At 62.9% G+C, this 23,447-nt stretch carries 22 protein-coding genes and 1 tRNA gene; 20 read left to right on the forward strand and 3 right to left on the reverse strand.

Features of this window, described 5'->3' with window-relative positions; genetic code table 11:
* Nucleotides 1–141: 141 nt before the first annotated feature.
* Nucleotides 142–1,278 (forward strand): NAD(P)/FAD-dependent oxidoreductase, encoded by a 1,137-nt coding sequence (locus LQ788_RS06505; protein WP_165770806.1) that lies wholly within the window; start codon nucleotides 142–144, stop codon nucleotides 1,276–1,278.
* A gap of 21 nt (nucleotides 1,279–1,299) precedes the next feature.
* Nucleotides 1,300–2,547: an MFS transporter gene (locus tag LQ788_RS06510; RefSeq protein ID WP_226824023.1), complete on the forward strand. Its 1,248-nt coding sequence runs from the start codon at nucleotides 1,300–1,302 to the stop codon at nucleotides 2,545–2,547.
* Nucleotides 2,548–2,606: 59 nt separating this feature from the next.
* On the opposite strand, the gene LQ788_RS06515 is transcribed toward LQ788_RS06510, so the two are convergent.
* Complete coding sequence (locus LQ788_RS06515; protein WP_231446026.1) at nucleotides 2,607–3,818, reverse strand: serine hydrolase domain-containing protein; 1,212 nt, start codon at nucleotides 3,816–3,818, stop codon at nucleotides 2,607–2,609.
* Nucleotides 3,819–3,879: 61 nt separating this feature from the next.
* Complete coding sequence (locus LQ788_RS06520) at nucleotides 3,880–5,667, reverse strand: biotin carboxylase (protein WP_231446027.1); 1,788 nt, start codon at nucleotides 5,665–5,667, stop codon at nucleotides 3,880–3,882.
* A 282-nt stretch (nucleotides 5,668–5,949) separates the two neighbouring features.
* Here LQ788_RS06520 and LQ788_RS06525 point away from each other — a divergent pair, with 282 nt between their 5' ends.
* The 17 genes from LQ788_RS06525 to LQ788_RS06605 all read left to right on the forward strand — a co-directional run bounded on the left by LQ788_RS06525 (nucleotide 5,950) and on the right by LQ788_RS06605 (nucleotide 21,553).
* Nucleotides 5,950–6,399, forward strand: coding sequence for an FAS1-like dehydratase domain-containing protein (locus LQ788_RS06525; protein ID WP_231446028.1), 450 nt, complete (start codon nucleotides 5,950–5,952; stop codon nucleotides 6,397–6,399).
* The gene (locus tag LQ788_RS06530) at nucleotides 6,396–6,839 is read left to right on the forward strand and encodes a MaoC/PaaZ C-terminal domain-containing protein (protein ID WP_231446030.1); all 444 of its coding nucleotides are present in this window, start codon (nucleotides 6,396–6,398) and stop codon (nucleotides 6,837–6,839) included. The genes LQ788_RS06525 and LQ788_RS06530 overlap by 4 nt, the downstream gene beginning before the upstream one ends.
* Nucleotides 6,836–7,915 (forward strand): UDP-N-acetylmuramate dehydrogenase, encoded by a 1,080-nt coding sequence (locus tag LQ788_RS06535; protein ID WP_231446032.1) that lies wholly within the window; start codon nucleotides 6,836–6,838, stop codon nucleotides 7,913–7,915. Before LQ788_RS06530 ends, LQ788_RS06535 begins: the two co-directional genes overlap by 4 nt.
* 14 nt (nucleotides 7,916–7,929) lie before the next feature.
* On the forward strand, nucleotides 7,930–9,606 hold the full coding sequence (locus LQ788_RS06540) for a metallophosphoesterase family protein (RefSeq protein WP_231446033.1): 1,677 nt from the start codon (nucleotides 7,930–7,932) through the stop codon (nucleotides 9,604–9,606).
* Between the two features lie 126 nt (nucleotides 9,607–9,732).
* Nucleotides 9,733–9,805, forward strand: a tRNA-Trp gene (locus tag LQ788_RS06545).
* Between the two features lie 98 nt (nucleotides 9,806–9,903).
* The gene (gene secE, locus LQ788_RS06550) at nucleotides 9,904–10,179 is read left to right on the forward strand and encodes a preprotein translocase subunit SecE (protein ID WP_009883598.1); all 276 of its coding nucleotides are present in this window, start codon (nucleotides 9,904–9,906) and stop codon (nucleotides 10,177–10,179) included.
* Nucleotides 10,180–10,272: 93 nt separating this feature from the next.
* Nucleotides 10,273–11,208 carry a transcription termination/antitermination protein NusG gene (nusG, locus tag LQ788_RS06555; RefSeq protein WP_231446034.1) on the forward strand — a complete coding sequence of 312 codons (936 nt, stop codon included), beginning with the start codon at nucleotides 10,273–10,275 and terminating at the stop codon, nucleotides 11,206–11,208.
* Nucleotides 11,209–11,415: 207 nt separating this feature from the next.
* Entirely contained in the window at nucleotides 11,416–11,853 is a 438-nt protein-coding gene (gene rplK / locus LQ788_RS06560) for a 50S ribosomal protein L11 (protein WP_069599770.1), read from the forward strand.
* Between the two features lie 64 nt (nucleotides 11,854–11,917).
* Nucleotides 11,918–12,616, forward strand: a complete 699-nt coding sequence (rplA, locus tag LQ788_RS06565) for a 50S ribosomal protein L1 (RefSeq protein WP_069599771.1) — start codon at nucleotides 11,918–11,920, stop codon at nucleotides 12,614–12,616.
* A gap of 180 nt (nucleotides 12,617–12,796) precedes the next feature.
* Nucleotides 12,797–14,068 carry a helix-turn-helix domain-containing protein gene (locus tag LQ788_RS06570; RefSeq protein WP_231446035.1) on the forward strand — a complete coding sequence of 424 codons (1,272 nt, stop codon included), beginning with the start codon at nucleotides 12,797–12,799 and terminating at the stop codon, nucleotides 14,066–14,068.
* A gap of 151 nt (nucleotides 14,069–14,219) precedes the next feature.
* A complete protein-coding gene (gene exaC, locus LQ788_RS06575; RefSeq protein ID WP_231446036.1) occupies nucleotides 14,220–15,743 on the forward strand; it encodes an acetaldehyde dehydrogenase ExaC in 1,524 nt (507 codons plus the stop codon).
* A gap of 87 nt (nucleotides 15,744–15,830) precedes the next feature.
* Nucleotides 15,831–16,850, forward strand: a complete 1,020-nt coding sequence (gene adhP / locus LQ788_RS06580; protein WP_231447357.1) for an alcohol dehydrogenase AdhP — start codon at nucleotides 15,831–15,833, stop codon at nucleotides 16,848–16,850.
* A gap of 405 nt (nucleotides 16,851–17,255) precedes the next feature.
* A complete protein-coding gene (gene rplJ / locus LQ788_RS06585) occupies nucleotides 17,256–17,789 on the forward strand; it encodes a 50S ribosomal protein L10 (RefSeq protein ID WP_143921969.1) in 534 nt (177 codons plus the stop codon).
* Between the two features lie 57 nt (nucleotides 17,790–17,846).
* Complete coding sequence (gene rplL / locus LQ788_RS06590; RefSeq protein WP_009883590.1) at nucleotides 17,847–18,227, forward strand: 50S ribosomal protein L7/L12; 381 nt, start codon at nucleotides 17,847–17,849, stop codon at nucleotides 18,225–18,227.
* Between the two features lie 151 nt (nucleotides 18,228–18,378).
* Nucleotides 18,379–19,614 carry a hypothetical protein gene (locus LQ788_RS06595; protein WP_231446037.1) on the forward strand — a complete coding sequence of 412 codons (1,236 nt, stop codon included), beginning with the start codon at nucleotides 18,379–18,381 and terminating at the stop codon, nucleotides 19,612–19,614.
* Nucleotides 19,611–20,399 (forward strand): hypothetical protein, encoded by a 789-nt coding sequence (locus LQ788_RS06600; protein WP_231446038.1) that lies wholly within the window; start codon nucleotides 19,611–19,613, stop codon nucleotides 20,397–20,399. Before LQ788_RS06595 ends, LQ788_RS06600 begins: the two co-directional genes overlap by 4 nt.
* Nucleotides 20,396–21,553 (forward strand): hypothetical protein, encoded by a 1,158-nt coding sequence (locus LQ788_RS06605; protein WP_231446040.1) that lies wholly within the window; start codon nucleotides 20,396–20,398, stop codon nucleotides 21,551–21,553. The genes LQ788_RS06600 and LQ788_RS06605 overlap by 4 nt, the downstream gene beginning before the upstream one ends.
* Here the strand turns inward: LQ788_RS06605 and LQ788_RS06610 are convergent.
* Complete coding sequence (locus LQ788_RS06610) at nucleotides 21,525–22,337, reverse strand: MBL fold metallo-hydrolase (protein ID WP_231446041.1); 813 nt, start codon at nucleotides 22,335–22,337, stop codon at nucleotides 21,525–21,527. The genes LQ788_RS06605 and LQ788_RS06610 overlap by 29 nt on opposite strands.
* A gap of 24 nt (nucleotides 22,338–22,361) precedes the next feature.
* On the opposite strand from LQ788_RS06610, the gene LQ788_RS06615 reads away from it, so the two are divergent.
* Nucleotides 22,362–23,420: a GNAT family N-acetyltransferase gene (locus LQ788_RS06615; RefSeq protein ID WP_231446043.1), complete on the forward strand. Its 1,059-nt coding sequence runs from the start codon at nucleotides 22,362–22,364 to the stop codon at nucleotides 23,418–23,420.
* Nucleotides 23,421–23,447: the final 27 nt, after the last annotated feature.

Consider the following 23,447-nt stretch of genomic DNA (forward strand, 5'->3'; position numbering starts at 1 on the left):
GCACGGGCGGGAGGTATCGGCTCTAGCGGGAGGTATTGGCACGGGCGGGAGGGCGTAGGCTCGAGGTGATCAACAGCCACCGTGCAAGGGTCGCACTGGTCAGAATCCAAGGTTCGCACTCGTCAAAGGAGACGCACTGCCGTGATCGACACATCAGCTCGGGTTGCCGTCATCGGCGGTGGAATCGCAGGCGCCTGCGTTGCCTTCGGATTGGCCTCACGAGACGTCAACGTCACCATCTTCGACGAGGCCATGGCCGGTCAGGCGACCGCTGCCAGCGCGGGCATCATCGCACCCTGGGTCTCGACGAGCACCGGCGCCTACTACGAAACCTATGCCGCCGGAGGCAGCTACTATCCCGAATTCCTCGACCGGCTCAGTGCGCTCGGCATCCCCGAGCTGGGGTACCGCAGATCCGGTGCACTCGTCGTCAACGAGGACCCCACAGCGCTCGCCGAGGCGGCCCGACTCATCCGTGAACGTGCCGCGGGTGCCGGGGCTGTCGCTGGCGAGGTCCATGACATGGACTCGGCGAATCTGCGCGAGATCTTCCCGCCGATCGCCCCGGATATGACAGGGCTGTTCATCTCCGGGGGCGGTCGAGTCGATGGGCGTACCCTGCGCGATGCCATCCTCACCGGAGCGAGGACCTATGGGGCCAGGCTGGTGCACGATTCGGCGAGAACCATCACCAGCGAACACGGCAGGTCCACGAATCCAAGCGGCACATGGAAGGTGGGGACCACCTCGGCGGTGGAGGACTTCGACGCCGTGGTCATCGCCGGTGGAGCGCGCAGCTCGGAGATCCTCGAGCACCTCGGGCACACGGTGTCGATCACCCCGCAGCGAGGGCAGCTCATCCACCTGAGCCTGCACGGAGCCAACACCTCGCCGTGGCCGACGGTCCATCCGCTCGACCACCACTACATCACGCCCTTCGACGGCGGCAGAGTCGTCATCGGAGCCACCCGTGAGGACGACGTCGGCTTCGACGTGCGAACCACGGCAGCCGGGCAGAAACAGGTCCTCGACGACGCACTGAGAATCGCTCCCGGGCTTGCCGAGGCAACGATCCTCGAGACACGAGTCGGCGTCAGGCCCATGTCCACACGACCCGGCGGTCTGCCCTATGCCGGAGCAGTCCCAGGGGCACCCGGTCTGTGGCTGGCCTCGGGCTTCGGTGCCGGGGGACTGACCATGGGACCGTTGATCGGCGAGGGCCTGGCCGCAGCGATCCTCGGCCAGGAAGCACCCCAGATCGCCCACCTGGGGCTGTGACCATCTTGATAGCCTGAGTCCATGAGTGCGGTGCTGCCCCGAGCCTTTCGGTGGTTCTGGGCGGGCGAAACCGTCTCCGGTTTCGGCACCTGGATCACTTTCCTGGCCCTGCAGGTCATCGTCGTCGACCATCTGCACGCGGGCACCGTGGGCCTGGGGTGGATGAACGCGGCGAGGTGGCTTCCGTACCTGCTGTTCGGACTCGTGCTCGGTGCACTCATCGACCGCGTCCGACGTCGACCCGTCATGATCGCCAGCGACCTCTTCCGCGCTCTGCTGCTGTGCGCCATCCCGGCGCTCTGGGCGTTCGGAGTGCTCAGCCTGGGGCCGCTGCTCCTCATCGTGGCCCTGCTGGGTACAGCAACGCTGGTCAACGACAGCGCCTCGCAGGCATTCGTGCCCCGCCTCGTTCCGCGCGGCGGCCTGCAGGCGGCCCACGCGCGAATCGACGGCACGGACGCGGTTGCCCAGACAGCGGGGCCGGCTCTGGGCGGGGGACTGCTTGCCGTGATCGCGGCGCCGATCGCCGTCCTGGTCAATGTGGTGACCTATCTGTTCTCGGCCCTCGTCGTCTCCCGGATTCGAGTTGAAGAGCCGAGACTTCCCGACAAAGAGAATGTGGGCAAACCGAACCTGCGCAAGGAGATCGCGGCGGGACTGAAGTGGGTGTATTCGACGCCGAGCCTGCGTGACCTAGCGATCTGGACCCACGTCTGGTTCACTGCGCAAGCCATCCTCGCCGCAGTCAGCGCGGACTACTTCCTCAGAGTCATCGGCATCGACGCCTTCTGGTTCGGCATCGTCATGGCCGGAGGCGGGTTGGGCGGCATCGTCGGCGCACTGCTCTCGCCGCGGTTGGGGGAGTGGCATGGCAGCGGGCGAGTCGTCATCCTCGCTCACCTGTGCTCGGCCGCTGGTGCGCTCATCCTGTTTGCGGCCACACCGCTCGCGGGCCGACTACACGGCGACATTGGGTCAGTGGTCGTTCTCTTCGCCGGGGTAGGGCTGCACGGATTCGCCATCGGACTGAGCAACTCTCACGAGATGGCCTACCGACAATCGATCACGCCAGATGCCTTCCAAGCACGGACGAACACGACGATGCGCGCGATGAACCGGGCAGTCATCGTCGTCGTCTCACCGCTGGCAGGAATGCTCGCCGCAGTCACGAACACGCAGCTCCTGCTGGTCAGCGCCGCGATCATCTTCGCACTGAGTGCGATAGGCCTGTGGTTTTCTCCGTTTCGGACGGCCCGGATCGGCACCTGAGCCACTCAGGTGCCGGGCCAGTCTGGTACCGACCTGAGGTTCACACCGGGCTGGACTGATCAGTCGACGACTGGTGTGCTGATCGATTTCGCCAGGGCGTCGAAGGCACGGATCGTGGGGAACAGTTTGCGTGCATCCTGAGGCAGGCCCCAGCTGGAGAGTTTGACGCCGACGAAGTTGGCTCCCGGGTTCATGTAGATCATCTGCCCGTGGATGCCCAACGCCAGGAAGGCATGCGAATCGGGGAACGGGAACCAGAACTGGTTGTGGTACATCCCACCGGGCATCCGGTTGTCGTCGGGACCGTCGGCGAAGGCCTGTCTGATGTCGGCGTCGCCGGTGAGCGTGTCGCCGATCCACGAAGTCGGCACCACCTGCTCGCCAGTGAGTGAGATCCCACGGTTCGCATACAGGTAGCCGAAGCGGGCCAGATCGCGCAGAGTGGTGTTGATGCCGCCGTCGAACATGCCCACGCCGTACTGATCGGTGGCGATGAGCGCATCGTGTTCGGCTCCGATCCGCGACCACAGTACGCGCGACATGAGAGTCTGCATGCTCTCGCCCGCGATCTTCTCGCACACCCAGCCGAGCACATCAGTCTCACACGAACGGTATTCGTAGACGCCGCCGTGTTCGGACTTCGCCTCGAGCGTGGTCAGGAACTCATACATTCCCGTCGGCTGTCCCGCGGGCTTCGTCTCCGACCAGCCGATCGCCTCCTCGATCTGCCTGACCTCGGACTTCGGGTCAAGGTAGTTCTCTGAGAACTTGATTCCCGAGCGCATGTCGAGGATGTGACGCACGGTGGCTCCGGCGTAGCCCGAAGCGGCGAGTTCGGGTACGTAGTCGGTGACCAGCCGGCTCGGATCGAGATCGCCGGAGCCGGCAAGCACCCCGGCCACGGTGCCGACGAGCGATTTGCTCACAGACATCAGCAGATGCTCGGTGCCCGGGCCCATCGTGGAGAAGTACTCCTCGGTGAGCACCGTGCCGTGGTGCATGACCAGCCAGGCATCAGTGTCGCTGGCCTCGATGACGCTGCGCACGCTGCGAGCCTCGGAGAACTCAGTCTTGGGGACCTCGACGCTGCCCAGATCCTGCAGATCCGCCGGCAGCTGAGCCACTGGCCCGGTCCCACGCGAGATCGGCGTCGTAGGCAGCACCTGATCGACGTGCTGGAACGACCAGCGGACATTGTCGGCGTCCTGCCAGTTGTCCTTGTCGATGACGGGGGCGTCGGGCACAGTCTGGTCCGGCGACGTCTCAGTCACTCTTCACCTCTTTGCAGTCGTTTCGGGAAGTCCGTGATGAGATTATCACCACAGGAAGATGTCAATCGCCCTTGGCGCCCGGGCCACCCAGCGCCGGAGACGGATCCTCGGCCGCAACGGGAACACCGGCGTACATCGCCCGAACGGAGTCGATGAAGTGCTTGGCCCTGATGCTCAGGGCGTTCGGCCCTCCGGCCTTCGTCTGCAGCGGGTTCTTCGTCACGAGTACCCCGAGGTCGGCACCCTTCCACCGGTATTCGCCGGCTCCGTAGATGCGCAGGAAGAACACCTCGTTGCCGTTCTGCAGAGGATGCCAGTCAAGCGCGGCACGTTTGTAGGTCAGGGTCCCGTACTGGTCGAGATAGTACTGACCGGTCAGCGGCGAGTGCGTGATGTACTCGGTGATGTCAGCGGTCTCCTTGATGACCATCTGGCTCCACTCATCAGCGCCGGAGAGCTCTTCCCAACGCTCGTTGATCTCATCGACGTCGAGGTCGAATTCGACGTCGAGGTATTCGAGCAGGTGGAACAGGAACAGCGGGACGTCGGCGTAGGCGCCGGCCGTGACGTTCGTGATCGCCGAGGCGCCGGAGATCCGCGGATTGAGCTCGCCGAGCCAGACATCGTCGGTGTCGAGATCGACGAGCACATCGACCTCGAAGAAGCCGCGGTAGCCGCGCTTGCGCAGCCCCTCACCCATGCGTCGGACCAGTTCCCGGGCCCGTGTGCGCTGGTCTGCGGTGAGCACGTCGGGGGTCATCTCGTTGCCGCACCAACCGCCCTTGTACGGCGTGAGCTCGGCGAAGCCTGCCAGTTCGGTGAGGAACGGGCCGACGACGACTCCGCTGCTGGTGATCACGGCCTCCACCGCCACCGGGGTGTTGTTGATGCGCTTCATGATCTTCAGCTGCTGGCCGATGATGTCATGCTTGTGACGGTTCCAATCCGCCTCGGCGGCGATGAAGAACGTGGTCTTCCCCGAATCTCCGTACGGAGTCTGGACGACGAGGTCGGTGCCCAGATCCTCCTTCTTCGCCTCCGCGTTCAGCTGCGTATAGGTATCGGCAGTGGTGAGCACGTTGGGCACGGAGAAGGCGCCGGCTTCGTTGCCGAGCTTCGTCGTCTCGATCTTCGAATCGAGCTGATTGCGCAGATCTGCGGAGGGGAGGATCAGGTCGTAGCCGAGTTCACGGCAGATGCGCTCGGTCTCCTCATCGAAGAAGACCATGGCCACTTTGGGCCTCTCCCCGTGGGGCACGTTCGCCGTCATATGGGCACGCACCTCGGCATTGAGGAGGAGCCAGTTGTTGATCGCCTCGCCGCTCTCGAACTCGACGAACGGCTTGTACCGCGGGGAGAAGACGCGCGGGTGCCCGCCGTCCCAGCCGTCGTAGTACGTGATGTAGGAGAAGTTGCGAACCCACCGGTCGAGGCCGAGGAGGTTGAACGGGGTCGCGCCGATGAAGTAGATCGGCGTGATGTTGGTGCGGAAGAAGTGGCGGACCTCGGAGATATTGCGCAGGGGACGGCGGATCTGGACCCGTTCTGCCTCTTTGCCCGCATAGGCGGCATCGGTGCCGACATGAACCTCGACATCAGCCGAATCCGGCGCCGAGGCGGCAGCCGGGCCAGTGGCGGCAGCCGGAGCCGAGGTGGCTGCCGGGGCGGGCGCTGACGCGGCATGAGGGCGGGCTTCGGCCGTATTGAGACCTCGTCCTGTGCTGGGAACTGCGACGGCATCCTTGACCACGCGCTTGTTCGTGCTGGTTCCTGAACCGGTCTGCGGGCTCGGCACGTCCTTGTTCCCAGCTGTCTTCGACGCGGTTGAGTCTGCAGGGTTCTTCGTCATCGCACTACTCCTTGTGAATACATCTGGCCACACTGCTCGCAGTCACCTGAGCCGTCCGCCCGCGTCATCGCGGAGATGATTCGGATACCGAACGTCAAACGTGATGTGGACAACAACTTATACCAGTTTTCGGGGGCTGAGGACGATCGTGCACCAATTGAGTGAACCCAATGCGAATTCGTGGTCAAATCCGTGGTGGGAACCACCGGCCGGGGCAATTCCCATCCCATGAGGGCGGGCCGCTAGGCTGGGATCACGACGTCTTATCGAAAGAGAGCCACTATGCCGGTGAATACCGATAAGCAGGGGACCAGCTACTCCCTGCCCCGCCCCTACGAGGTGTCGCGGGAGGCCGTCGCGGAATTCGCGTTGGCCACCAATGCCTCGGCCGACTACCACTTCGAGACCGAGGCGGCGACTGCTCTGGGCTATCACGACGTCGTAGCACCGACGACGTTCGCCGTGATCATCGCGCAGAAGTCCGAAGCGGCCTACATCAGCGATCCCGAGTCCGGCATCGACTTCTCCAAGGTCGTCCACGGTTCGGAGCAGTTCAGCATCACCCGGCCCATCGTCGCCGGCGACTCCCTGGCCGCCACGACCCATGTCGACGGCGTGCGCGCCGCGGGCAGCAACGCCATGATCACCACCCGCACCGAGATCACCGACGCCGCGCATCAGCCGGTCGTCACCGTGACTTCGACCATCGTCGTGAGAGGAGACGGAGAATGAGTGTCAACGATCTCTCCCAACTGACCATCGGAGACACCGTCGTCGAAACCGAGATCCCCCTGTCGCGGGCCTCGCTCGTCGACTATGCGGGTGCCTCAGGCGATCACAACCCGATCCACTGGTCAGAACGCTTCGCCACCGAGGTGGGCCTTGACGGAGTCATCGCCCACGGCATGCTCTCGATGGCCGTCGTCATCGCCCCCATCGTCGAATGGGTCGGCGACCCGGGCGCGATCGTCGACTACCGGACACGCTTCTCCGCACCGGTGCTCGTTCCCGACGCCGAATCCGGCACGCCGGCCACACCTACGGCCACACTGGCGATGACCGCAGTCGTCGGAGCCGTCGACAGCGCTGTGGGCACCGCCCGCATCGACGTCACGGTGAAGTCCGGAGACCAGGATGTGCTCAGCCGCACCCAGATCCGAGTCTCACGGTGACCTCGGAGCTGGCAGACTTCACGACGTTTCACCTCGGCGGCCCAGCAGCGAATCTGCACATCGCGGAGACCAGGGACGAGCTCGTCGAATTCTCTCGTGTTCATCCCCTGAGCCTGTCGGCTCGTGAGAGCGCCGACGTCCTCTTCATCGGCGGCGGGTCGAACCTGCTCATCTCCGACGCCGGCTTCGCAGCCGACGTGTGCGTGGTCGCCACCAAAGGGGTGACGATGACCGAGACCTCGGACTCGGAAACCCGTGTCATCGCCGAGGCGGGGGAGAACTGGGACGAATTCGTCGCCTTCACTCTTGACCAGGGCCTCGCCGGCCTCGAAGCGCTGTCGGGTATCCCCGGCTCCGTCGGGGCGACCCCGATCCAGAACGTGGGCGCCTACGGGACCGAGGTCGCCGAACTCATCTCCTCGGTCGAGGTCTTCGATCGACTCGCCGGCCAAGTCCGTCACCTCAGCGCCGTCGAACTGGAGTTCGGCTACCGCACCTCGGCACTCAAGCGTGCTCAGCAGAGAACGGGCAGCGCCCAGTATCTGGTGCTGTCGGTGACCTTCGACCTCCACCGCAGCCCAGACTCACTGCCCGTGCGATACGCGCAGCTCGCCTCGGCGCTGGACGTCGAGATCGGGGACACGGTGCCGGCAACACTGGTCCGCCGCAGCGTGATCTCATTGCGCAGGTCCAAAGGCATGGTGGTGGACCTAGCCGATCATGACACCTGGTCAGCGGGGTCCTTCTTCACCAACCCGATCGTCGATGACCCCACCACGCTGCCCGCCGAGGCTCCCCGGTACCCGGTCACTGACCCGCTGAGCGGGTCGACGATCGAGAGGCAGACGAAGACCTCGGCCGCCTGGCTGATCGAACATGCGGGATTCTCCAAGGGCTTCAGCGTCGGGGCCGGTCGGGCCAGCCTGTCGACCAAGCACACCCTGGCTCTGACGAACCGCGGTGCTGCCGAGACGAAGGACGTGCTCGAACTGGCACGGACAGTCGTCGACGGAGTCAATGAGAAGTTCGGCATCGTCCTCGAGCCCGAACCGACGTTCATCGCCTGCTCTCTCTGAACCGATTGACTCCAGTGTCGCCTCGTCGGAGAACCGCAGCGCTGCTCATCCTCATGGCCGCGGTCGCAGTTGTGACCCTGCCGTGGGCGCTGTTCTCCGCGCGAGCAGATCTCAGCTTCGGTCCCCACGAAGCCCGCTATCAGATCACCGCCGACTCTCGGCTGACCGTTGACTTCGGGCCCCTGGGCAAGCTGCTCATCCCCGCAGGTGAGTATCTGCCGCTGGGGCTCGGGCTCACCGTCGACATCGGACAGATCCCGGTCTCGGGAGTCGATGACGATGACTCGCACGCCGGCGCCTCAGAGCGGCGATCCGATCGAGACTCCTCCGAGGGGTCAGGCGGTGCTGGATCGGATGCAGGCGTCGGGGGAGGGGCAGTCGATGCGTTGGGTGGGGACATCGCCTCCTACGCCTCCCTGTTCTCGGCTCCGCAGGCGCAGGTCGACGAGGTCGTCAACGGGCTCACGACGGCGATTCTGGCCCGCTGGGCCCTCGCTGTGTGCATTGTCAGCGGTGTTGTCGTGGCCATGGCGTTCATCCTCGGACCCGTTCGACTGGCCGGAATCGGCAGAGCCTTCGTCGGCAAGGAACTCATCAGCATCGGGCTGGTCACAGTCCTCGTGCTGGCCAGCGTCGGCACCGCGGTCCTCACCAGACCCAAGCCCCTCGTCGCCGACCCTGCCTTCGACGGCACTCCGCTGGCTGGTGCCCAGGTCACGGGCCGCCTCGGCGGGGTCATCGATACCGCATTCACCGCGGTCAAAGACTTCTCCGAGGACAACGACGCCTTCTACGATCAGGTGCTGGCCAACCTCGGCGAGCAGTGGAGAATGCGCCCCCTGAGCGGCAATTGGTCGGATCAGGGAATGGTCCCGCCTGCCCAGGGAACAGCTGAGGAGACGAGCGCCGACGTGTCCACGTTCGTGTTCGGCTCGGATCTGCACTGCAACATCGGCATGGCCCGGGTCGTCGGTGCTGTGGCTCGGATGAGCGAGGCCGACGCGTACATCGACGGAGGAGATGTGACGATGACGGGCACCTCGGCGGAGAACTACTGTCTCGACGTGCTCGACGACGAACTGCCCGAGAAGCTGCCGCGGATGATCGTCAAGGGCAACCACGACTCCACCGAAACTACGAACCACGCACGCAGCCAAGGTTGGAAGGTCCTCGATGATTCGAGCGCGGAGATGAGCGGGGTGACGTTCTTCGGCGGCCCCGACCCCAGGCGCACCGTGTTCGGATCCGGCCCGCAGCTCGAGACGGATCTCACCGCCGACCAGTACGCGCAGAAACTCAATGAAGAAGCCTGCGCCAGCGACTTCGACATCATGCTCATCCACGATGCACGGGTCGGGGCACCGTCCCTGCGCTCCGGATGTGCTCATTACAGCCTCAGCGGGCATTGGCACCGACGAGTCGGTCCTGAGACCTTGGGCAGCGGAGTCCGCTATGTGAGTTCGACGACAGGCGGGGCCCTGGCGAACGCACTGACCCCGGGGCCGCTGAAGATGGTCGCGGAGCTGAGCATCGTGCGCGTGGACAACAAGACCAAACGGCCCGTCGACGTCCAGATCGTCACGGTCAGCCCCGACCAGGCGGTCACGATCGAACCCTGGAAGACCTTCCCGGATCCGGTGCCGCTCATCGCTCGGCCGCCGCAGGAACAGCCCGCTGCAGCCGAAGAATAGGGTTGCCGCCGATCGAATTTGGGCAGGTGTCAATGGCCGGTTCGACTAACGGCGGTCACAGACGGTATGCTCGTTTCTCGTGGTTGGACACGACTCGGGGAACACGAATCGAGGGTGTCGAATCGAAGGGGTGTGGCGCAATTGGTAGCGCAACGGTCTCCAAAACCGTAGGTTGCAGGTTCGAGTCCTGTCACCCCTGCGCAGTTGATATCTGCTTGAGTCATATCGGCGAAACGCCGTCCTCGACGGGCTTGAACAATTGTGCTGTCCCAATGGAAACCGACCGAGTGAGGATGTGTGAGCGACACACCGGCAAAGAAGACTGGAGATACGCCCAAGGGCGCCAGTCGTAAGCAGCTCGGGTTCTTCGGACGAATCCTGCAGTTCTTCCGCGAAGTCATCGCGGAGCTCAAGAAGGTCGTCACCCCGACACGTAAGCAACTGGTCAATTACACCCTGGTTGTGCTGGGCTTCATCCTCTTCATGATGCTTCTCGTGGTGGTCCTCGACCTCGTGTTCGGCAAGCTCGTCGGATTCGTTTTCGGCGGAACACCCCTGTGGCCATTGTGGTGATCACCGCCAACGGTGATCACTAGGATTTCAAACACGTTGCAGACCCTTCACTCCCATATGGGAATCACTACACGCGAAGCGAGGAATTGATCGGTGTCGGATACCAGTTCACCTGAGCAGGAAACCCCTGAGACACAGAACGCCACTCCAGAGGAGTCGAGCGTTGCACCAGTGGTGGAAGACGTGGACAACGAAACCTCCGCTGTGAGCGCCGACGACGCACAGGTCGAAGACGCTTCTGCTGAGGAAGCCCCGGTCGCCGAGGCTGCCTCCACCGATGACGCAGCTGCCGAGGCCCTCGCAGACGACGCCGATTCTGACGAAGATGGTGCCGCAGAAGACGCTGAGACCGAGTCAGAGTCCGGCTCCGATTCAGAGTCCGACGAAGACGGTGCCGCAGCCGACGAGGTCGACCCGGCCGAAGAGTTCAAGTCGGAACTGCGGATGCAGGAGGGTGACTGGTACGTCATCCACTCCTACGCAGGCTACGAGAACCGCGTCAAGCAGAACCTCGAGAACCGTGCGATCAGCCTCAACCTCGAAGAGTTCATCTTCGAGTCCCAGGTGCCGATGGAAGACGTCGTCGAGATCAAGAACGGACAGCGCAAGCAGGTCCGTCGAGTCCGCATCCCGGGCTATGTGCTCGTACGTATGGAGCTCACCGACGAGTCCTGGGGCGCGGTCCGCCACACTCCCGGTGTGACCGGATTCGTGGGCAACGCCTACGACCCGACGCCTCTGTCCATCGACGAGGTCTTCACGATGCTCGCTCCGATCTTCGAAGAGCGTCAGGCCGAAGCCGCCGCCGCTGAAGGTGTGCAGGCTGAGCAGGCGGCGAAATCCGCCCCCATCACCGAGGTGGAATACGAGGTCGGCGAGTCCGTCCTCGTCAAGGAAGGTTCCTTCGAGGGCCACCCCGCAACGATCCAGGAGATCCGGCCGGAATCGCAGAAGCTCACCGTGCTGCTGTCGATCTTCGAGCGTGACGTTCCCGTTGAGCTCAGCTTCGACCAGGTGTCCAAGCTCTGAGCTGATTGTCAAAGCGCGAAAGGGTCCGGTGAATTCCGGGCCCTTTCGCACATTCACGCCCAGTGATGCCTGTCACCGACATTTGCTCCGGGGTCTGCAGGCATGGAATACTGGTGTGGTTTGATCTCGGCTCTCATCGGAAGCTGTTTTCAGACGATGCGCCGTATTTCTCTGGCACATCGAAACTATCAAGATTAAGGACCGTATATGCCTCCCAAGAAAAAGGTAGCCGGCCTCGTCAAGCTCCAGATTCAGGCAGGTGCCGCTAACCCGGCTCCTCCGATTGGTCCGGCGCTTGCCCAGCACGGCGTCAACATCATGGAATTCTGCAAGGCTTACAACGCCGCTACAGAGTCCCAGCGCGGGAACATCGTTCCCGTTGAGATCACTGTGTTCGAAGACCGTTCGTTCACCTTCATCCTCAAGACCCCACCGGCTGCAGAACTCATCAAGAAGGCTGCAGGCGTGAAGTCGGGATCGGCTACTCCACACACCGACAAGGTTGCTCACCTGAGCGCCGACCAGGTTCGTGAGATCGCCACCACAAAGATGCCTGACCTCAACGCCAATGACCTGGATCAGGCTGACCGCATCATCGCTGGCACCGCTCGCTCTATGGGCGTGACCACCGACATCGAGGTCTGAGACCAGACATTTCACTGTGGTAGGGCTCGCGCAGCCCGCACCACGACTGCAAGGAGAGAAGCAGATGGCAAAGCGTTCAAAGGCCTACCAGGCCGCGGCAGAGAAGATCGCCGCAGATGTGACATACGAACCGGCTCAGGCAATCGCCCTGGCCAAAGAGACCACAGTGGCGAAGTACGACGCCACCGTTGAGGTCGCCCTCCGCCTGGGTGTTGACCCACGTAAGGCGGATCAGATGGTGCGCGGCACCGTCAACCTTCCGCATGGTACCGGTAAGACCGCTCGGGTCCTGGTGTTCGCTGCCGGCGACCGTGCAGAAGCTGCCCGTGAAGCAGGTGCCGACTTCGTCGGTTCCGATGACCTGCTGGAGAAGGTGGCCAATGGCTTCACCGACTTCGACTCGGCTGTGGCCACCCCTGACATGATGGGCAAGGTCGGACGTCTGGGTAAGGTGCTGGGTCCCCGTGGCCTGATGCCGAACCCCAAGACCGGCACCGTGACCATGGATGTCGCTAAGGCCGTAACCGAGATCAAGGGCGGAAAGATCGAATTCCGCGTTGACAAGCACTCGAACCTGCACTTCATCATCGGAAAGGTCTCCTTCTCCGAGGAAGCACTGCAGGCGAACTTCGATGCTGCCATCGAAGAGATCGTGCGTCTGAAGCCGAGCTCCTCGAAGGGCCGCTACATCTCGAAGGCAACCGTGACCACATCGAACGGTCCTGCCGTTCCGATCGACGGTTCGTCGATGCGCGTGGTCTGATCCCTGTAAGGGATTGAACCGCACACAGCGAGACTGGGCGGGAAGTGAGATTCTCACTTCCCGCCCTTTCTGTTGTCTGGGAATGCGAGACCGGTCTTGCCCGGATGACCCATCGCGGATAGATTGTGAGCACCGAAGACCACTGTGTGACAACCGCCGATGGGGGTGGACAGCTCCGCCATGCATCCGACTCCGCTGCTTCGCGATGACTATCAGCGCATTGTTCGCCGTGCCCATGACAATCTGGCCTCGCTGAACTTAACTTCGGACACTGGTCCCGGCGTTCGCCCCGCAGTCCTCGAATCCTGGAACCGGTCTCTGGATCGTCTTCGGGACCCGGCTGGAGTGCGTGTGCGCATGGCCTACGAGGCCGATCAGCTCGCCGAGGTGAGACGTCGTCACCCCTTCAGCTCCATCATGGGCCTGTTGCAGTCGCACCTCATCGAACCCGCCAAAGAGGCCGGACTGCTCGTGGCACTCGGTGATGAGCAGGGCCGCCTGCTGTGGGTCGAAGGTGAACGTGCCGTCCGCAGTCGGGCCGAGACCATGGGCTTCGTGCCTGGCACCGACTGGTCGGAGGACGTGATGGGCACCTCGGCGCCCGGACTGGCTCTGCGCTCGCGCGGTGCCGTGCAGATCAGTCAGGCCGAGCACTTCTCCGCCGAGGTGCACTCGTGGAGCTGCAGCGCTGTGCCCGTGACCCATCCTCTGACCGGTCAGGTGCTGGGCATCATCGATGTCACAGGCGGCGATGACGCGGTGTCGTCCATCGTCCTGCCGTTGCTCAATTCCACGGCGCAGGCGGCCGGCGCTGGCCTGTCCAAGCTCTACACCCCCGACGTCGGAAGGCCGAGTGCGGCCGCGACAGGTCAAGGTGCATATCTCGAGGTCACCGGGCCCCGTCCATACCTGTTCGGGACGGATGGTGGCCAGATCGCGCTGTCGGGACGTCACGCGGAGATTCTGCTGCTCCTTGCGCGCAGCCGCGAAGGGATCAGCAGTGCTGGTCTCGTCGACCGGCTGTGGGCACTCGGCGGCAGCGAAGTCACCGTCCGGGCAGAGATGGCGCGTCTGCGCAGAACGATCGCCCACCTCGGCGATCTGTCCGTCGAAGCACGCCCCTACCGTCTGCGCGGAGACATCGACAACGATGTCGAACGCACGCACCGAGCTCTGACCCAAGGCGATGTGGAGACAGCGCTCAAGCTCTACCGAGGGCAGGTGCTGCCGGAGTCCAACGCCCCGGGGGTGCGTGAGATCGGAGCAGAACTCGAGGCGCTGATGCGCGAGAACCTCCTGCAGAACGGAACCTGGCAGCAGCTGTGGCGCTACTCGACACTGGGTGAGGCGAAAGACGATTCCGAGGTGCTGATGACCGTCCTGCGCCTGGCGCCGCCGGAGGCCCCCGAGCGCAATGCGGCCGTCGTGCGCCTCGAGGCACTGGGATACTGAGCCAGATACCGAGTCGGATACTGAGCTTGCGCGGCTCATTTTCAGCAACGCATTGTGTGTGATGCAACCCACATGCAACGTTGCTCTGCGTAGCGTGTGAAGCAATCGGAGACAGACATCCGATCGCCGCATACGCATCAAAGGAGTTGCAATGACTGTTTACGCTCAGCCAGGTCAAGACGGATCGCTCGTCACCTTCAAATCACGGTACGAGAACTTCATCGGCGGACAGTGGGTTGCTCCCGTCAACGGGAACTATTTCGAGAACCCGACACCCATCACGGGCAAGACCTTCTGCGAAGTGCCCGCCAGCACTTCTGAAGACATCGAACTCGCACTCGACGCCGCGCACAAAGCGGCTCCGGCCTGGGGCAAGACCTCACCCGCGGAACGCGCCGTGATCTTGAACAAGATCGCCGACCGGATCGAAGAGAACCTCGAGAAGATCGCCGTCGCCGAGACCTGGGACAATGGCAAGGCCGTCCGTGAGTGCCTCAACGCCGACATTCCCCTGGCCATCGATCACTTCCGCTACTTCGCCGGAGCGATCCGGGCGCAGGAGGGCGGTCTCTCACAGATCGATGACGACACGGTGGCCTATCACTTCCACGAGCCCCTCGGCGTGGTCGGTCAGATCATTCCCTGGAACTTCCCGATCCTCATGGGAGTGTGGAAGATCGCACCGGCACTGGCGGCAGGAAATGCCATCGTGCTCAAACCTGCCGAGCAGACTCCGGCCTCGATCCTCGTCCTGATGGAACTCATTGCCGACCTGCTGCCCGACGGGGTTCTCAACATCGTCAACGGCTTCGGGCTCGAAGCAGGCAAGCCCCTGGCATCGAACAAGCGGATCAAGAAGATCGCCTTCACCGGAGAGACGACGACGGGCCGCCTGATCATGCAGTACGCCTCGCAGAACATCATCCCGGTCACGCTCGAGCTCGGCGGCAAGTCCCCGAACATCTTCTTCGACGACGTCAACGCCAAGGACGACGCCTACTGGGATAAGGCCCAAGAGGGCTTCACCATGTTCGCGCTCAACCAGGGTGAGGTCTGCACCTGCCCGTCCCGCGCACTGATCCAGGAGTCCATCGCCGATCCCTTCCTCGAAGCGGTTGCCGAACGGACGAAGAAGATCGTCCAGGGCAACCCGCTGGACACCGACACCATGATGGGTGCGCAGGCCTCGAACGACCAGTTCGAAAAGATCATGTCCTACCTCGACATCGGAAGGCAGGAAGGCGCCGAGGTGCTCACCGGGGGAGCCCGGGCCGACCTCGGCGGGGATCTGTCAGGCGGCTACTATGTGCAGCCGACCATCTTCCGGGGCAACAACAAGATGCGGATCTTCCAAGAGGAGATCTTCGGTCCCGTCGTCTCGGTGGCCACATTCAGCGACTACGACGATGCGATCTCGACGGCCAACGACACCCTCTACGGCCTCGGCGCAGGAGTCTGGTCACGCAACGGCAACACTGCCTACCGGGCCGGTCGCGACATCCAGGCCGGTCGTGTGTGGGTCAACAACTACCACGCCTACCCGGCACATGCGGCCTTCGGCGGATACAAGGCCTCAGGCATCGGACGTGAGAACCACCTGATGATGCTCGACCACTACCAGCAGACGAAGAACCTGCTGGTCAGCTACTCGGAGAACGCCCAGGGCTTCTTCTGAGGCAAGTCTTTGCAGAACCGACGCGACGGTGCCCCCACGGCAGCGACGCACGACGATTAAGCAGACATCATCACAAAGGAGTCAATGATGGCAGCAATGAAAGCAGCAGTAGTCGAGAAATTCGGTCAGGATCTGGTTGTCGGAGACAACGAGATTCCCGAGCCGGGCCCAGGCCAGGTGCTGGTCAAGCTCGTCGCCTCGGGCGTGTGTCACACCGATCTGCACGCGGCACACGGTGACTGGCCGGTCAAGCCCAAGGTTCCGCTCATCCCCGGCCATGAAGGAGTCGGGACCGTGGAGAAGGTCGGCCCCGACGTCACCGACATCAAGGTCGGACAGATGATCGGCAATGCTTGGCTGTGGAGCGCCTGCGGAACCTGCGAGCACTGCCGCCAGGGGTGGGAGACGCTGTGTGAGCAGCAGGTCAACGGCGGCTACGGCGTCGACGGGTCGTTCGGCGAGTACATGCTCGTGGACTCGAAGTTCGCCGCCATCATTCCTGAAGGATCCGACCCCTACGAGATCGCACCCGTGCTGTGCGCTGGCGTCACCGTCTACAAGGGGCTCAAGCGCACCGAGGTCAAGCCCGGCCAATGGGTCGTCATCTCAGGAATCGGCGGGCTCGGCCACATCGCCGTGCAGTATGCGGTGGCGATGGGCATGCGCGTCATCGCCGTCGACGTCGCCGATGACAAGCTGGCCCTGGCCAAGAAGCACGGCGCGGAGATCACCGTCAATGCCTTCGCCGAAGAACCAGCCGACATCATCCAAGAGAAGGTCGGAGGTTCACACGGCGTGCTCGTCACAGCGGTGCATCCGAAGGCGTTCGGGCAGGCGATCTCCATGACCCGCCGAGGCGGCACCATCGTCTTCAACGGTCTTCCCCCGGGCGATTTCCCCGCACCGATCTTCGATATCGTCCTCAAGGGCCTGACGATCCGCGGATCGATCGTCGGCACTCGCCAGGACATGGTCGAGGCGCTCGAGTTCTATGCCGCGGGGAAGATCCACCCGACGTTCTCCAAGCGTCCGCTCGGCGACATCAACGCGATCTTCGACGAGATGATCCACGGCAAGATCGACGGCCGCGTGGTCATCGAATACTGACCCGATTCGGCCTCAGCCACATTCCGGGCGCTGAGCAGCCTCTCTGCAGGTTGCTCAGCGCCCGCAATGTTGCCAGGCTTGTCGTAGAGGTCGGGGTCCACAGAGAGCGAGATTGGCTGAGCCAGCGATGTGTCCAGCATCTCTGCGGTCGATTGGACTTGGTGCGAGCACCTTCGATAGACTTCAACTACCCAAGACCGTCGGTCTTTCCGGAATCTGCAGAATTCGCAATCGGATCCTGTTGCCCGGAAACGAAGACTCCAGTGGAGTGACCCGCGCAGGTGAGCACGAGATTCTTCCGGTGAGTTCCTATGAACTCACCATCCGAAGCGTTTCACGCATACCTGCGTGGAGCGCTTTTTTTGTTGTCGGGACACGACCGGCGACTGTACGAAAGGAACTACCATGGCGAGGCCAGACAAGGCAGCCGCAGTAGAGGAGCTCAAACAGCAGTTTGAGAACTCCGACGCTGTGTTGCTGACCGAGTACCGCGGTCTCACCGTTGCGCAGATGAAAGATCTGCGCGTTTCACTCGGTGAGAACGTCAGCTACGCCGTGGTAAAGAATACGCTCACTGCTATTGCAGCCAAAGAAGCCGGAATCAACGACCTCGATGAGTTCCTCAACGGACCCACCGCGATCGCATTCGTCAACGGTGAACCACCAGAGGCTGCAAAGGCATTGCGTAACTTTGCCAAGGCGAATTCTCAGCTCGTATTGAAGGGCGGCTACTGGGATGGTGCCGTCCTCAGTGCTGAGAATGTCAACAAACTCGCCGACCTCGAACCACGCGAAGTGCTGCTTGCAAAGGCAGCTGGCGCAATGAAGGCAAGCCTCCACCAGGCGGCTTACCTCTTCACCGCTCCGATGGTCAAGGCCGTGCGCACTGTCGACGCTCTGCGTGAGAAGCAGGACGACGCTCCTGCCTCAGACGCCTGAGCAACACCCCATAAACCCGGTCACTCACCGTGACCACCAAAGGAAGGACTGGCCACCATGGCTAAGCTCACCCCCGAAGAGCTCATCGAAGGCTTCAAAGAGCTCACACTGATCGAACTCTCCGACTTCGTCAAGAAGTTCGAAGAGGTCTTCGAAGTTGAAGCTGCTGCACCTGCCGCTGCTGTTGCCGCTGCACCTGCTGCCGCTGCTGAGGCTGCCGAAGAGCAGACCGAATTCGACGTCATCCTCGAATCGGCCGGCGAGAAGAAGGTTCCTGTCATCAAGGAAGTTCGTGGGCTCACCTCCCTCGGACTGAAGGAAGCCAAGGACCTCGTCGACGGCGCTCCTAAGGCTGTCCTCGAAGGCGTGTCCAAGGACGCAGCCGAGAAGGCCAAGGAAACACTCGAGGGCGCGGGCGCAACCGTCACCGTCAAGTGATTTCGCTGGCAGCAGTCTGACTGCTGCCGCTTGCAAGAACCCCACAGCTGAGGCTGTGGGGTTCTTTGCATTCACTGTGCTGGTCGCAGTGTTGCGGGACCGCAACAGGTTCCGTCTTCGGGGCGCCTCCTCCCTGCCTTATCCTTGAGTGGTGACTGAGAGTTCCACAAAGACGAAGCTGCTGGAGAGGTTGAGTTCCAGGATCAAAGACGCCTGGAAGACTGAGCCTGTGTATATCGATCCGATCATTGCGCCAGGGCTGACCGACAGCCAGACGACAGCGATCGAACATGCTTCGAAGCAGGCAGGGCAGTCCGGTATCGTGCACTTCATTGCGATCACGCCTGTGCTTCCGAGATCAGACGAGCCGGAATGGTCCCGCTTCACTTCTGATCTCGCATACGCGATGCACAAGGACAACGGTGGAGAACAGACCATCGTCCTCTTCAGTCAGGCAGACGATGCCGCCCGATCCTACGCTTATCTGGTCGATGCGAACGGGCCGGCGATACCTCCGGGCTCGGACTTCCTCGCCCGATCGAGCAGTGACGACTTCCTGCCTGTCGAACTGGCAGTGCCCTATCAGCTGCAGATCCTCGTCGCGGCTGCGCAGGGGACCGAACCGCCGGCACCCCCGGACTTCGACACTCGCGATGCGGGGGACCGCAATGAGGACTACATCGAAGCCACCGGTTTGGACAACGGCAACCCGGACGCCCTTGTCTTCGGCGCGACGGCCATTGCCGCACTGGGACTGAGCATCTGGGTGCTGCGCCGTCGTGAAAAGTACTCCTGGCGAACCTCATTGACGACGAAGCCAGACCCCGTCAGGACGCAGCAGCTGCCGGAGCGCGTCGACAGTGCGCTCGAACCGCTTCCCGAGCCGCAGGATTCCACCGAAGAGATGTGGGCGGTGTATGACCGCAGTCGGCGAGTGCAACAGGCGATCAGGTCGCTCATCGAGGCTTATCCCGATTGGGCCAGCAGCGTCGACTTTTCGCACCGCTTCGGTGTCGAGAACCTTCTGAGTACGCACAAGTGGGTGCGTGCTCGGCTGCGCGGTTCGTCCAAGGCCAGCTCCGAAGCACCGCGCTTCTGCTTCCTCTTTCCTCACCACCGGAACAAGATCGAAGAGTTCGCGCTCAAACAGGAGGGGACCACGCTCACGGTCGACATGTGTGATCGTTGCCGCAGTGAGATCAACGATGGTCATGAACCCGAGTGCCTCATGGTGCCCAAACGGCCCGGATCGAAGAAGCCGATTCCCTACTACCAGCGATCCGATGTCTACGCACTGTCCGGGTTCGGCAGCTTTCAACCGCTCGAAGACACAGTGCTCGAGACGCTGGGAACACCGTCGACGTCCGCGACAGGAGGACGAGGATGAACCCGGCAGTGAAATTGGGCGCGGCAGTCGTCATCTTCGGGGCAGCGGCAACCGGTTCCGCGATCTACAGCTACACCGAATTCGACGAAGCGCGGGATGCTCGAATCGTGGCTGAACAGGGCGACACGATCACAGTCGACTCGATCTATCTCGATCGCATCGAAGGCCGATACGACTCGAACTACGATACGAGTCGTTACGAGAGCATCGCAGAGTCGCTGCAGTCGGACCCGATCTACCTCGACGAATATCAGGCCTTCGAAGTCGATGACGAGAACCTGGCGACGATCAGAGACGAAGTCAAGGGCCTCGACATGCCGATCTACGTCGCATTCCTCGCAGCCTCGCAGGTCGACGACGCGGACGGACAGACTGAACTGCTGGCTGGGCGAATCGCGAAAGAGCTGCCCGACAAGCGCGCCACGGTGGTCGTGGTCGGGGGAGTGACCGAAGGAATTGCCGACAAGGGAGCCAGCCGGCGAGTGGCTTCCTATGATGTCGCCACAGACGTTGACGATAATGATTCGGCCGTGGCGCGCAAATACGTGGAAGCGCTCAAGGCCGCCGAAATCGAAGACTCGCAGTCTGGCAGCTCGCGAAGTCTTGACGATGAGCTGCAGCCGATCGTCGTCGATGAGGACACCTCCTCCGACCCGAACACGCTGGCATATCCGGGCGGCGCAGCTGTCGGGGGTGCGGCGCTCGGCCTCATCGTCGGAGGTGGCCTGGGAATCGGGGGAGTTCTGGTGTGGAGAGCGATCAAGAGGAAGAAGCAGAACACGTGACAACTGATGCACAGCAGATTGCCGAGTCGCTCAAAGACGACGCATTCCACATCGACGGTGCGGTCGAGGGGTCACTCAACGCGGATCTCATCGACCAGGCTCGGGAGACGGCGCAGGGCTTGGACTACGACGTCTATGTCATTGCTGTCGATGAACACTCTCTGAATCGAGATCTGCTGGAGCAGATCAAGGTGTTCCACGGAGGCGAAGGATCCTTCATCATGATCAACGGCGAATCCCAGATTGCTGTCGACGTGAACTTCGAGGACAACCACGACCTCAAGATGCAGGTGATGGATCAACTGTCGGTCGCCCGCGACGAGTGGAACAACAGCTCTCCGTCGACGACGAAGCTCAATATCCTCCTCGACCTCTACGCAGAACCACAGGAATACACGCAGGAAGAAGCCGTGACCGGGCAGGAAGCACCCGGCAGCGAAGTTCAGACCGTTGACGGTTCGGGATCCTTTGCGCCGATGTTCCTCGGCGGGGCTGTACTCATCCTCGCCCTCGTCATCGCCGGTATCTGGTTCACCAGGTCGCTGCGGAAGCGCCGCGAGACGACTCGAACACAGCAGCAGTTCCAGCTGCCCGATCGGCTGCTGAACCGCGTCGATTCGCTGCAGCGGAAGTCACTGCGCGAGACCATCAACGCCGACACGACGCAGCTCGCCGAGCAGATCGAGGACCTGCAGACGCAGAACCTGGGAGCAGAGGACGCCGAGCAGGTCGAACGCAGTCTCGACGCCTATCAGATCGCTCGTCGGATCGTGGATGACGACGGCTCGGAGCGCATCGACCTGGCCGGAGCGATGGTGCTCCTTCGACAGGCAGGACGGGAGATCGCCGAGGTGGGTCCAGGTGGGCATAAGAAGCGCGGTTCCCGTTCTGGGAGCAGGCTTCCCGAGAGCCTGTGCACGATCAACCCTCTGCACGGTGAGGCACAGGCACGGACGAGAGTCGGTGCGAACTCGACGAACGTCCGCGTGCCAGTGTGCAGCTCCTGTCTGCAGGACCTGCAGGCCGGCAACCAGCTGCAGTGGATCTTCGACGGTGACCGACCCTATGTCGATGGCGACAGCGTGTGGGCGCAGACGCTCTTCGGCGCCATCGGCTCAGACCTTGTCACCGCTCTGCATCGACAGGGAACATGACTTGCTCGCGGGGGAGTGTCCGGTCATGGTCACCGGGCATGACACGGGCAGGCAGAGCCACCTCGGCGTCGGCCTGATTCACCCGCAGGCCCTCGAGGTCAGCGAGCTGTCGTGTGACGAACTCTCGGTCCACGGGCACCCCGTGACCGGGCACGAAGGCGGTGGCCTCGGAGAACGACAGCAGCGTGCGCAGGCTGGTCACCCACTCACTCAGTGAGGCATCATTGCCGGCCTGCGGGGGATCGCTCTCCTCGATCAGATCGCCGGTGAACACGATGCCCAGATCGGGCAGGCGCACAACGAGATCCGCCGTGGAGTGTCCGCCCAGCACATGGAACTCGACCCGGCAGTCGCCGAGATCGATCCCGGAAGCTGCTCCGGGCGCATCGACGGGGGAGACGTCGACGAGGAGGGCGCCGGGATCCTCAGGCAGCTCGGTGGCGAACTCCGCGGTCTCGGGCGCATTGCGGACCGCGTCGAGGGCGATCCATGCGCTCGCCTCCTGATCTCCGACGAAGGACTGGGAGCCGTAGAAGGACTCGACACCTGCTGCGGCCAGGGTGGCATTGCCGAAGAAGTGGTCCCAATGGTCATGAGTGTTGACGGCTGCGAGGGGATTGACACGGCCGGTGACCTCGAGGCTCAGCTGTTGTGCCCTGGCCGCCAGATGTCTCGCGGCGCTGGGTCCTGGGCCCGAGTCGACGATGAGGCTGGAGTGGGAGCCGGTGATGATTCCGCAGTTGACCGCGGCCGGATTCTGGGAGAGAACACTGACATTGATCATGATTGAAGTCTAGAATGTGCGGTCATGGAGATCACTCACATCCCCGCCGGGTCTCGCCCTGCGAACGAGATCGAGGAGATCCTCGCCGAGGTGGTCGCCTTCGATGCGCTCATCAACCGAGCATCGGGTCTCGGTGATGATTTCGACCCACGCGCGGACGAGGTGCGCCAGGAGCTGCTCTCACCGAATGAGTACACGAGTCATCAGACCTGGATCGGTCGCCTCGGCGGGGTCATTGTGGCCAAAGGCATCGCCTACCTGACATTGCAGGACAACCTCGATGTCGCCGATGTGTGGTGCGCGGTTCATCCCGACAGACGCCGACAGGGCTTGGGCACCGAAATGCTGACTGCGATGGAGACGAGCCTGGTCGCACAGGGGCGCACCCAACTGACCAGCTACTGCGAGATTCCGGAGTCGGACCGGGCAGCCGAAGTGCGCAGTGCCCACCTGGCGGCAGAGTCCGGGGTGGGGAGCCTGCCCGCCGGGCAACCGGACGTCGCCTTCCTGAGCCATCATGGATTCGCCTTCAAACAGCTCGAGCGGTGCTCCGTGGCGAAGACCGCAATCGCTGCGAGTCTGCCTCGTGTCGAACTCGACCCCGGCTATACGATCGAGACCTGGAGCGGGCCGACTCCTGAGCATCGCCTCGACCAGATCGCCTGGCTGCACCAGAAGATGTCCACGGACACTCCGGGAGCCGAAGAGTTCGGCGAAGAGGAGACCTGGGATGCTGAGCGGGTCCGCGCGCTCGATGAGAAGCGCAGGAAGAATCGGGAGCTGCTGGGCACAGCGCTCGCACTCAAAGGGGACGATGCCGCCGGATTCACCGAGGTCGCACACGTCGACGAACGCCCCGCAGTGGGATGGCAGGGGTCGACGCTGGTGGCGCGTGAACATCGCGGGCACGGACTCGGCGCAGCACTGAAGATCGCGAACCATGTGGCGCTGGGGGAGTCGAGCAGTGTGGAGAGGATCTACACGTGGAATGCGGTGGAGAACTCCTGGATGCTGGCCATCAACGATCGAGGAGGATTCGCAACTTGGGCCTGGGTCGGTCTATGGAAAAAGCGTCTTGCATGACTTGACCGATTGCTATAAGCTTGATAT

Origin of the sequence: Brevibacterium zhoupengii, from assembly GCF_021117425.1 — a bacterium.
GTDB lineage: Bacteria > Actinomycetota > Actinomycetes > Actinomycetales > Brevibacteriaceae > Brevibacterium > Brevibacterium zhoupengii.